The 10777-nt window shown below is 42.0% G+C and carries 14 protein-coding genes, 1 tRNA gene and 1 other RNA gene; 4 read left to right on the top strand and 12 right to left on the bottom strand.

The features are described from left to right. Nucleotides 1–65 precede the first annotated feature (65 nt). The 5 genes from GMD4S_RS03825 to GMD4S_RS12825 form a co-directional block, all read right to left on the bottom strand. Nucleotides 66–153: transfer RNA gene (locus GMD4S_RS03825), tRNA-Ser, on the bottom strand. A gap of 83 nt (nucleotides 154–236) precedes the next feature. After that, nucleotides 237–584: a transfer-messenger RNA gene (gene ssrA / locus GMD4S_RS12830) on the bottom strand. Between the two features lie 58 nt (nucleotides 585–642). Then, on the bottom strand, nucleotides 643–1278 hold the full coding sequence (locus GMD4S_RS03820; protein ID WP_000290635.1) for an SGNH/GDSL hydrolase family protein: 636 nt from the start codon (nucleotides 1276–1278) through the stop codon (nucleotides 643–645). A gap of 1 nt (nucleotide 1279) precedes the next feature. Then, nucleotides 1280–2107 carry a Cof-type HAD-IIB family hydrolase gene (locus GMD4S_RS03815; protein ID WP_000152912.1) on the bottom strand — a complete coding sequence of 276 codons (828 nt, stop codon included), beginning with the start codon at nucleotides 2105–2107 and terminating at the stop codon, nucleotides 1280–1282. 23 nt (nucleotides 2108–2130) lie between these two features. Then, a complete protein-coding gene (locus tag GMD4S_RS12825; RefSeq protein ID WP_000415542.1) occupies nucleotides 2131–3450 on the bottom strand; it encodes a CapA family protein in 1320 nt (439 codons plus the stop codon). A 155-nt stretch (nucleotides 3451–3605) separates the two neighbouring features. On the opposite strand from GMD4S_RS12825, the gene def reads away from it, so the two are divergent. Together def and rlmB are read left to right on the top strand one after the other, a co-directional pair. Further along, entirely contained in the window at nucleotides 3606–4217 is a 612-nt protein-coding gene (gene def / locus GMD4S_RS03805; protein ID WP_001272964.1) for a peptide deformylase, read from the top strand. 44 nt (nucleotides 4218–4261) lie between these two features. Continuing rightward, nucleotides 4262–4990 carry a 23S rRNA (guanosine(2251)-2'-O)-methyltransferase RlmB gene (gene rlmB, locus GMD4S_RS03800; RefSeq protein ID WP_000855767.1) on the top strand — a complete coding sequence of 243 codons (729 nt, stop codon included), beginning with the start codon at nucleotides 4262–4264 and terminating at the stop codon, nucleotides 4988–4990. Nucleotides 4991–5181: 191 nt separating this feature from the next. Here the strand turns inward: rlmB and trxB are convergent, their stop codons facing one another. The 7 genes from trxB to GMD4S_RS03765 all read right to left on the bottom strand — a co-directional run bounded on the left by trxB (nucleotide 5182) and on the right by GMD4S_RS03765 (nucleotide 9536). After that, complete coding sequence (gene trxB, locus GMD4S_RS03795) at nucleotides 5182–6093, bottom strand: thioredoxin-disulfide reductase (RefSeq protein WP_000272337.1); 912 nt, start codon at nucleotides 6091–6093, stop codon at nucleotides 5182–5184. Between the two features lie 65 nt (nucleotides 6094–6158). After that, nucleotides 6159–6383: a DUF4059 family protein gene (locus tag GMD4S_RS03790; protein WP_000926603.1), complete on the bottom strand. Its 225-nt coding sequence runs from the start codon at nucleotides 6381–6383 to the stop codon at nucleotides 6159–6161. Between the two features lie 77 nt (nucleotides 6384–6460). Then, nucleotides 6461–7204 (bottom strand): amino acid ABC transporter ATP-binding protein, encoded by a 744-nt coding sequence (locus tag GMD4S_RS03785; protein WP_000590976.1) that lies wholly within the window; start codon nucleotides 7202–7204, stop codon nucleotides 6461–6463. Next, entirely contained in the window at nucleotides 7204–8004 is an 801-nt protein-coding gene (locus tag GMD4S_RS03780) for an amino acid ABC transporter permease (protein WP_000219162.1), read from the bottom strand. Before GMD4S_RS03780 ends, GMD4S_RS03785 begins: the two co-directional genes overlap by 1 nt. A gap of 156 nt (nucleotides 8005–8160) precedes the next feature. Then, complete coding sequence (locus tag GMD4S_RS03775; protein ID WP_000889081.1) at nucleotides 8161–8517, bottom strand: arsenate reductase family protein; 357 nt, start codon at nucleotides 8515–8517, stop codon at nucleotides 8161–8163. Nucleotides 8518–8529: 12 nt separating this feature from the next. Continuing rightward, nucleotides 8530–9045 carry a methylated-DNA--[protein]-cysteine S-methyltransferase gene (locus tag GMD4S_RS03770; protein WP_001075139.1) on the bottom strand — a complete coding sequence of 172 codons (516 nt, stop codon included), beginning with the start codon at nucleotides 9043–9045 and terminating at the stop codon, nucleotides 8530–8532. Further along, nucleotides 9042–9536 (bottom strand): GNAT family N-acetyltransferase, encoded by a 495-nt coding sequence (locus tag GMD4S_RS03765; RefSeq protein ID WP_000405854.1) that lies wholly within the window; start codon nucleotides 9534–9536, stop codon nucleotides 9042–9044. Before GMD4S_RS03765 ends, GMD4S_RS03770 begins: the two co-directional genes overlap by 4 nt. A 134-nt stretch (nucleotides 9537–9670) precedes the next feature. Between GMD4S_RS03765 and GMD4S_RS03760 the strand changes: the two genes are divergently transcribed. Both GMD4S_RS03760 and trhA read left to right on the top strand, forming a co-directional pair. After that, a complete protein-coding gene (locus GMD4S_RS03760; protein WP_001087577.1) occupies nucleotides 9671–10117 on the top strand; it encodes a DUF1836 domain-containing protein in 447 nt (148 codons plus the stop codon). After that, nucleotides 10114–10761 carry a PAQR family membrane homeostasis protein TrhA gene (gene trhA, locus GMD4S_RS03755; protein WP_001097971.1) on the top strand — a complete coding sequence of 216 codons (648 nt, stop codon included), beginning with the start codon at nucleotides 10114–10116 and terminating at the stop codon, nucleotides 10759–10761. The genes GMD4S_RS03760 and trhA overlap by 4 nt, the downstream gene beginning before the upstream one ends. The last annotated feature ends 16 nt before the right edge of the window (nucleotides 10762–10777 follow it).

The following is a 10777-nucleotide window of genomic DNA, read 5'->3' as shown; positions in this document are numbered from 1 at the left end:
TGAAAATTTACTCTTGGAGACTACCTCCAAGGATAGTTGTTTAGAAAAACACTGGGTTTATCTAACGGAGAATGGGGGATTCGAACCCCCGCGCCAGTTACCCGACCTAACGATTTAGCAAACCGTCCTCTTCAGCCTCTTGAGTAATTCTCCACTAACACACTAGAATAAATAGGATACAACGAAGGATACAACAAAGGATATAATTTGGAAAAAATCTACTGTATACCTGTTCATAATGGAGCCGGTGGGAGTCGAACCCACGTCCAAACACCTGCCAACATATTTGTCTACAACCATAGGTTATGTATTGTTTTAACAGTCCCTCGACACATAACTCAAGCCTAGGAACTGCGAGTCTATTAATCTCTTATCAAACCACTAGACAAGGCTTGATCGTATCTCGCTAATCATAAGACCTGTCATTGAACACGAGCAATCCAAATCAGGTCACGCCTGCTGGTTTTTAGGCAGCTAGAGCGTAAGAAGTGTTATTTTTTGCAGTTATATTTAACTGAGCGTTTACGTAGCCACACGGGTTGCAAAATATGCCTCATAATGCCTGTCGAATCCGTAACGACCCCAGAATGTTAGAACTATTATAACCTATCTTCAAAAAAAATGCAAAATCAAGCCGTTTCTTTAGAAAAGGCACCCTTTTAAGGCTTCTGATAAGGCTTGATAACCGGCTACACTTAGATGGAGACCATCCGTTGTATAGGCTGATTGAAGTTGCCCTTCTGAATCTGTCAAACTATCATAAATCGACACAAAATCTACTTGCATATAGGCGGATGCTAGAGCCTCATAGGCTTGATTCCATTCTCTAATCTTTTCATTGGTTCGGATATAAACAGTCTGCTTGTATCTCTCTCCCTCATTGACTGGCAAAATGGAAAGGAGCTTTATTTGTGACAGCGGATATTCTCGGGCAATCGATTGGATCACACGCTCAAGATTATCCAAGGCTTCATTCATGGGAATATCTTTTCCAATATCATTTGTTCCTATTAGGAGAACAATTTGATCCACAGCATCACCATAAAGATGGGCATCCAAATCCCCTAATAAAAGTCCCGTCTGGTAGCCTCGGATGCCACGATTAACAATCGTCTTGGCAGCTCCCAACAACTCTTGAAGAGGGTAATATTCCACTATCGAATCACCAATAAAGATGATATCTGGCTCTAGAACAGATACTTGATTCAATTCACGATACTTGGTTTGAATTTTTTCCTGCTCCTTTAAGAGCCAATTCTCTAATAACTGTACTGCCACCCTATCCCTCTTTCTCTAACCAATTCTCTAGAACTTGATAAACGCCCGCCTGGCTGTTAGCTGGAGCTAGGGCAGTTGCAACTGCCTTGGCCTCATCATCAGCATTTTCCATAGCATAGGCAATTCCAGCCAGCTCCAACATCTCAACATCATTTTCGCTATCACCAAAAGCCATAATTTGTTCTGATGTCAAATCCCAGCGCTTGAGTAATTCTTCCAATCCCCAAGCCTTGTGAACCCCAGCCTGCAGGATATCGATACAGCCATAACCGCTAGAAACAGCCCTTACACGAGCATCAAAGAGGTCATTGATTTCCTGCAAAACTGAACTAGAACGTTCTTCACCAACAACCATGCTCATCTTTAACACTCCACCGAAGAGGTCAGCTTGCAAGTCTTCCACAAAATTCATTCGTTGATAGAACTTTTCAATCATCTCTGGTGTCATAAATTTTTCTAGGTCTGTAAAAACAGTTCCTTTCTTGACAAAACTCCCATTCATACTAGTGACAACAAATTGATCTCGGCACTCCCTCCCTTTAAAATGAAGGAGAGCCTTGTCAACCATAGCATCATCCCAGGTCTGAGCCTGAAGTAATGTATCATGTTCAAAAATACGCGCCCCATTGGCAACTACTAGAACTACTCTACTCGCCAAGTGTTCTAGTAATTGCCTCATACGGTGAACTTCATTCCCCGTCGCAATGACAAAACGAATATCCCTTTGATCCAACTGATCTAAAATCTTCTCCAAGCGGGGCAGATCTAGCTGCCCTCTCGGGTCTAGCAAGGTTCCATCCATGTCTGTTGCAATCAATTTAATCGTCATTATATCTCCTTTAGGGTGAGCACCTACCACTTCAACCCTACATGTTCATTCATTTCTTTATAGGCCGTGTCAATTCGTTCCTTGGTCGCTTCGTCCAACTGATCACGATGACTGCCCCCCTCAATGAAGTCCTCTAGGATATAGGTCTGATAGAGGAAGAGCGGATAGCCTTCTGGAGAGTAAGTCCCTTTAGGTGTCCGATTGACCCAAGTAGGATGCGCTTTGGCAGTTTCAATCCTTGTCTTGCCATCTTTTTTCTTAATGGTCACATCCATGAGAACACCTCGCTCCGTCCACTTGGCATTTTCCTCATCTTGCATGGTTTCAATGCGTTGATTTGAGAGGAAATTTCCCATGGAATAGATGATCAATTTTTTGTCACCATCCTTTTCAACCGTTTCAGCAGGTTCAACGACGTGAGGATGCCCTCCAAAAATAATATCAGCTCCCCAGTTAATCATCTTATGGTACAGTGTTTTCTGTTCTTCCGTTGGTTCTAATTGGTACTCAATTCCCATCTGAGGCATGATGACAGTAATATCCGCTTCTTGCTCAGCTCGTTCAATTTCTGCCTTCATCTTATCTTCATTCAGGTCAGAAAGATAGCGATTATAATCCTCTTGAGAGATATACTGCTCAATGCCATTAAAGCCATAGGAATAGGCTAGGAGAGCTACTTTGATACCATTGACTTCCTTGATAACTAGTGGAGCTTGGTCTCGGGATTCATGTGTGTAGACTCCTATGGGTGTCATTCCTGCTTTTTCAATAGCTTCTGCTGTCGAAACCACTCCCTCAATTTGAGAATCCAAAATATGATTATGAGCCAAGTCTAGAACTTGATAGCCTGCATCCTTGATAGCATCCATGACTTCTCCAGGTGCATTAAAGAGAGGGTAACCTGCCAAGTAGTGGTCCTTGTTCACCGTTCCTTCAAAATCACCAAGCACTAAATCCGCTTGCTTGAGCCATGGTTTCACATATTCAAAATTTTCGTGGAAATCGTAGCTACCATCTTCTTTCAGAGCTGTTCGGTAGATAGGAATATGGTAGAGAAGGTCACCATTTGCCATGATACGAGCTATCGTTTCGACAGACTGATTTTCCTTAGACTGACCAGACGTTTGAGCAGAATCAACTGTTTGACCACTCGGACTTGTTCCCTTGTTCCCTTGTACTGCTTGGGTCAACAAGTTCAGCCCCATAGCCAAGGAAACTGCAAGCAACAGCACCGTAATAAACTGGGCATTTGTCCAAGATTTATAATTCCTAAAGAAACCAATACTACTCTTCAACAATCCAAAAATAGGACCATGAGACCGTCTATCTTGTCGCTTTTCCATCTTTATTCCCCCCTTGCTTTTACTGCAAGTCTTTTCTTTTATTATACCACAGACAAAAGAGGAATACCGTTTATTATATTATTTTTTAGGAACTTCTGTGACTTTCTTTCTCGCCTATTTTGTGTTATCATGTAGAGGTAATGAAAGGAGAGAAAATGTCTGCTATAGAACGTATTACAAAAGCTGCTCATTTAATTAATATGAACGATATTATCCGTGAGGGGAACCCAACTTTACGCGCGGTTGCTGAGGAGGTCACTTTCCCACTGTCTGACCAGGAAATCATCCTTGGAGAAAAGATGATGCAATTCCTCAAAAATTCTCAGGATCCTGTTATGGCTGAGAAAATGGGCTTGCGTGGTGGTGTTGGATTGGCTGCTCCTCAGTTAGATATCTCAAAACGCATTATCGCTGTTTTAGTGCCAAATATTGTGGAAGAAGGTGAAACTCCTCAGGAAGCCTACGACCTGCAAGCTGTTATGTACAATCCAAAAATCGTCTCTCACTCTGTTCAGGACGCCGCCCTCGGTGAAGGAGAAGGGTGCCTATCTGTCGACCGTGTAGTTCCAGGCTATGTTGTTCGTCATGCCCGCGTCACTGTTGACTACTTTGACAAGGACGGCGAAAAACACCGCATCAAGCTTAAAGGATACAACTCCATCGTTGTCCAACATGAAATTGATCACATCAACGGAATCATGTTCTACGATCGTATCAATGAAAAAGACCCATTTGCAGTTAAAGATGGTTTACTGATTCTTGAATAAAGAAAATCCCGTTGCAAGACGGGGTTTTGTGTTATAATAGAGGCATGAAAACAAATGATATTGTCTATGGCGTCCATGCCGTTACTGAAGCCCTCCTTGAAAATACAGGAAACAAACTCTACCTCCAAGAAGATCTAAGGGGAAAGAATGTTGAGAGAGTCAAGGAACTGGCTGCTGAGAAAAAAGTCTCCATCTCTTGGACCTCAAAAAAATCCCTATCTGAGATGACCGAAGGCGCTGTTCACCAAGGCTTTGTCCTAAGAGTCTCTGAATTTGCCTATAGCGAGCTGGATCACATCCTTGCAAAAACACGCCAAGAAGAAAATCCACTTCTATTGATTCTGGATGGTCTAACTGACCCTCACAACTTAGGTTCTATCTTAAGGACTGCTGATGCGACCAATGTTTCAGGTGTCATCATTCCCAAGCACCGTGCCGTCGGAGTGACTCCTGTCGTTGCCAAAACGGCCACAGGTGCTATTGAGCATGTACCGATTGCGCGAGTGACCAACCTCAGTCAAACTCTAGACAAACTCAAGGATGAAGGCTTCTGGACCTTTGGAACGGATATGAACGGTACTCCTTGCCACAAGTGGAATACAAAAGGAAAAATCGCCCTCATCATCGGAAATGAAGGAAAAGGCATCTCTAGCAACATCAAAAAACAGGTTGATGAGATGATTACCATTCCCATGAATGGACATGTTCAAAGCCTCAATGCCAGTGTTGCTGCAGCCATTCTCATGTACGAAGTTTTCCGAAATAGACTATAAAAAAAGTTTCCAGTCATCTGATTGGAAACTTTTTTATGATTATACTCAATGAAAATCAAAGAGCAAACTAGGAAGCTAGCTTAAGACAGCTCAAAGCACTGCTTTGAGGTTGTGGATAGAACTGACGAAGTCAGTACCCATACCTACGGCAAGGCGAAGCTGACGTGGTTTGAAGAGATTTTCGAAGTGTATTAACTATGTTCTGTAATAAATTTGTAAGCTTCTTGACCAGCGATAGCCCCATCTCCAACTGCTGTTGTTACTTGGCGAAGGTCTTTCTGGCGAACATCTCCAACCGCAAAGATACCGTCAACGGCAGTTTTCATGTGGTTATCTGTCACAATCCAGCCAGCCTGATCTTGAATATTCAAATCTTTGACAAAATCGCTAACGGGATCCAAACCAACATAGATAAAGACACCACCAAAGGCTTGCTCTGTTATTTGACCTGTTTTTACATTTTCAAATACGACAGATTCTACTCGGTTTTCACCTTTGATTTCCTTGACGACAGAGTCCCAGATAAAGTTGACTTTCTCATTAGCAAAGGCACGGTCTTGCAACACCTTTTGGGCACGAAGTTGGTCGCGACGGTGAACAATGGTAACAGTCTTGGCAAAGCGAGTCAAGAAGAGGGCTTCTTCTACCGCTGAATCTCCACCACCGACTACGAGCAAGTCTTGGTCACGGAAGAAAGCTCCATCACAGACTGCACAGTAAGAAACACCACGACTGTTCAGTTCTTCTTCTCCGGGAACTCCCAAAAGACGGTGTTTTGACCCAGTTGCCACGATGACAGTACGGGTTTCGTAAACTTGATCATCAGTGATTACCTTCTTATAGTCACCCTTGTCTTCAATATTTTCAACATAGCCATAAAGATGCTCTACTCCAAGGTTTTCAAGTGGTTCAAACATCTTTTCAGCCAATTCAGGTCCACTGATATTGGCATAACCTGGATAGTTTTCGATATCAGATGTGTTATTCATTTGCCCGCCTGGCAGACCACCTTCAATCAAGCCTACTTTCAGATTGCTTCGAGCAGCATATAAGGCAGCGGTCATTCCCGCAGGTCCAGCACCGATAATAATCGTATCGTACATTTCGATTCCTTCTTTCTTGTTGTAACTATCTTTATTCTAACTTATTCTTGCTAGTCACGCAAGGATTATGCCTTGAAAACCAAGAGCAAACTCATGACGGCAAAGGATAACACCGGAACGACCAAAACTCCAATCATAATCATATCATAGAGATGAGCTTGACGAGCCTTGGCTGTCTTGTCCACACCAGACATGGCTCTCAATCCAATCCAAATCCCCAGAAAAATCACGACAAGGATGGTCGTTAAGATCAAACTCTCGAAATATAAAGAAAACAGTTGCAGCAGCATGATCTCTCTCGTTTCTATCTTTTTTAAAGAGTAAACTCAGCTAGTCCAACTAACTGAGTTTTCCTTTTTCTATTATATCAAATATAAGTCCGTTTGTAACTAGCGAAGAATTCTTTTGTCCGTTCTTCTTTTGGATGATTGATGATTTCATCCGGTGTGCCAGACTCGATGATTTTCCCTTTATCTAGGAATAAAACCTTATCTGCCACTTGGGTTACAAAAGACATATCGTGACTGACCAAAATCATGGTCTGACCTGACTTGGCAGCATCTGCAATAGATTTTTCTACCTCACCGACCAATTCTGGGTCTAGAGCTGAAGTGGGTTCGTCCAAGAGCAAGACATCTGGTTTCATAGCAAGCGCACGCGCGAGGGCAACCCGTTGCTTTTGTCCACCTGATAAGTGGCGAGGGTAATGGTTTTCACGATCAGAAAGCCCAACCTTAGCCAACTCTTCCTTGGCGATTTTTGTTGCTTCCTCGTCGGATAATTTTTTAACAACAACCAAACCTTCCTTGACATTGTCAAGAGCTGTTCGGCGTTCAAACAAATTAAACTGTTGGAAAACCATAGACAACTTGCGACGAAGGGTTAGGATTTCTTCTTGGCTAATCTGAGAAAAATCAACTTTAAAATTGTCAATCTGAATCGTTCCACTATCTGGAGTTTCAAGATAGTTCAAACTACGAAGAAAGGTTGATTTCCCAGCTCCAGATGAACCAATCAAGGCCACTACCTCCCCTTTTTGGATATCCAAGTCCAGATGATCCAAGACAGTTTGTCCTGAAAAGGATTTGCTTAAATTCGAAATCTTAATCATTAACGAAGGTCTCCTTTCACATCTGTAGACACTGTATCAGGTGCTGAGATAGCCATTTTTCTCTCGATGAAACGACCGAGGCTTTCAATTCCAATATTGACTACCCAATAAACAAGGGCAACAGAGATGAAGCGTTCAAAATAGCGATAATCGGCTCCACCCAAAATCTGAGCTTGGGCAAAGACTTCCACAACACCCGCACTAAAGGCTAGAGATGTTCCCTTGGTCAAACCGATAAGGGAGTTAATCAAAGTCGGCGTCGCTACCACCGCCGCATTTGGAATAATCACGCGACGGTAAACTTGCGCACGAGTCATACCCAAACTACGTGCCGCCTCAATTTCACCTGGATTAACAGAAAGGATGGCTGCACGAATCGTTTCACTTGCATAAGCCGCCTCATTAAAAGCAAAGGCCACAATCGCAAAAAGCGCTGCTGGAATCGCATTGATATTGAAACCAGTCCCCCATTGTTGGTTGATAGCTTTCAGTGCCAAAGGAATTCCGTAGTAGGTCAACATAAGTTGAACTAGGATTGGAGTACCTTTTAAGAAGCTAACGAAAAAGGCCTGCAAGGGATATAGAATTTTAACACGATTGATCTTAACAATGGCAAAAATCAAGGCAAGTAGCAAACCAAAGAGTGCACCTCCAAGCGTCAACATCAAGGTTGTAGGCAGTTGTTGGACAATCCTTGGAATTCCATCAAAGACCGAACGCAAACTAAAGAGTTTACCATCCGGAATGAGTTGCATCAAACTTTGGTACCAATCTGATGCTAAAAATGTTGTAACAGTCATAAAAACATCCTCTCCTGATAATGATTCATTCTATCATACTTCTGCTCGCAAGCAAATTATTTGCTACGGGCTACTCAGACTTTGTCTATCTTCTAGTTTATCACACTTTAAAACAGGGAGGCTATATATTTTACCTATCAAGGAGATAAATAAAAACTATCTCAAACCTAAGTTCTCATAGGGTTTTCTATAGCCGATTTGTTTAACAGCACCATTCTCCACCAAAATTGGACGTTTCAATAACATACCATCACTCGCTAGAAGCTTGGCTGCTTCTTGTTTTGACAAACTTCCCACCTTATCTTTTAGGCCCAGTTCGCGGTATTTGATCCCGCTGGTATTGAAAAATTGTTTCACTTCAAAACCGGAAGTTTCCAACCAGTTTAAAATCACGTCTTCACTTGGTGTTTCTTCTACGATGTGGACAGCTTTATAGTTCACACCGAGTTGGTCTAGTTCATTTTTTGCTTTCTTACAAGTTGAACATTTTGGGTATTCGATAAATTCTAACATCTTCTTTTCTTTCTATTTTTTATTTTCTTGAAATGCTGCACCTTCATGTTGCAAGAGCCAGGCTTTCTTTTCGACTCCAGATGCATAGCCTGTCAGACGATTGCCTGACCCCAGCACACGATGACAGGGTACTAGTATGGACCAAGGATTGCGCCCCACTGCTCCACCAATCGCTTGGGCAGAAGCCACTTGCAAGTCTTGAGCTATTTGTCCATAAGTTACTGTCTGACCATAAGGAATAGCCTGTAAATAAGTCCAGACTCGCTTTTCAAAATCTGTTCCAATAGGAGCCAAAGGTAAGTCTGATAGATCCTGAACACTGCCTTCGAAATAGGTATCTAAATAGGAAATAACCTGGTCTAGGACAGGATGTTTCTTAACTACTTCTATACTATCTCCAGCGATTCCCCTCTCAAAATGAGTTTGATCCTGTACCCAAATTCCATACAGATATTGCTTGTCAGCAACTAAGGATAAGGTTCCAATTGGCGACAGATAGAGCATTTTTGCGTACTTATTCTGATTCATTTTTTTAATTTCTGATAGGCCAAACGTTCCCCATCAACTGGAACTTTACCAACCTGTTGGAAGCCTAGCTTTTCAAAGATATGCTGCATAGCCTTGTTTTCTGCATGCGTATCTGAACGAAAATCTAGATAATCAAAACCTTCAATCAAGCCTTCTAGGAAAGTCTGAGCAACACCTTGTCCTTGGACATCTGCTGCAACAGCGATACGGTGAAAGACCAGATATTCTGATTCTCCCCCCTGCCAACTCCCTTCATAAATGGCTTCATAGGATTTCTCTGGGCTCTTGGTCACAGCAGCATAAGCTAGCAGTTCTCCCTCTTCCAAGGCAACATAAGCTTGACCTGAAATAATATCATCGATAATAACCTCGGCATTTGGATAGCCATTTTGCCACTGGTCACTACCGGCATCTGCTAAACATTTCTTGGCTTCCTCCATCACCTGCATAATCGCATCTACTTCGTTTGGAAAAGCTAAACGAATCTCCATCTTTTCCCCTCATTTCTAACTAGTTTCTCTCATCATAGCATAATTTAAAGCTTTCTACAAGTAGTTGAAACTTGACTTTTTTTTTTTATTATTTTATAATCTAGTTATTAAAACTAGATAAAAAGGAGTTGGAAATGAATTCTAACTTTTCCTACCCAAAATGGGAAGACATTCCAAATATTGACCTCTATCTGGATCAGGTTTTGCTTTATGTCAATCAAGTCTGTGCCCCTATCTCTCCAGATAAAGACAAGGGACTAACAGCATCCATGGTCAATAACTATGTCAAACATGGTTACCTGACAAAGCCGGATAAGAAAAAATACCAACGCAAACAGATTGCACGTTTGATTGCTATTACTACTCTCAAGTCTGTCTTTTCGATCCAAGAAATCGCTCAGACCCTCAATACTCTGCAAACTCAAGCGAGCTCAGACCAGCTCTACGATGCTTTTGTGGACTACATGAACGATGGGATCGATCCAGAAAATCCGATTATCCAAACTAGCTGTCAAACGGTTAAACTCTATCATCAAACTCTAGACTTAATCCTTATCAAAGAAGAGGAGGAAATCCAATGAATACCAGTCTAAAACTCAGTAAAAAGCTCAGTTTTGGAGAGGAAATTGCTAATAGCGTGACCCATGCTGTGGGTGCCGTTATCATGCTCATCCTACTCCCTATTTCATCCACCTATAGTTATGAAGCACATGGATTTTTATCATCTTTTGGGGTTTCTATCTTTGTTATCAGTCTATTTCTCATGTTTCTCTCGTCAACCATTTACCACTCTATGGCCTATGGTTCGACCCACAAATACGTCTTGCGAATCATCGACCACTCTATGATTTATGTGGCTATCGCAGGCTCTTATACGCCAGTCGTATTGACCTTGATGAATAACTGGTTTGGCTATCTGATTATTGCCATTCAGTGGGGAACGACCATTTTCGGCATCCTCTATAAAATCTTTGCTAAAAAGGTCAATGAAAAATTCAGCCTTGCCCTTTATTTGATCATGGGCTGGTTAGTTCTAGCTATCATTCCTGCCATTATCAGCCAAACAACTCCAATTTTCTGGAGCCTCATGGTAACTGGTGGACTCTGTTATACAGTTGGAGCTGGATTTTACGCTAAGAAAAAACCTTATTTCCACATGATCTGGCATCTCTTTATCCTAGCTGCGTCCGCACTCCAATATATCGCTATTGTTTATTTCATGTAAAAAAGTTGAGAATCTT

This window comes from Streptococcus sp. GMD4S, from assembly GCF_000296955.1.
The sequence above is the reverse complement of the archived record's forward strand: the minus strand, read 5'-3'. Positions and strand labels throughout refer to the sequence as shown.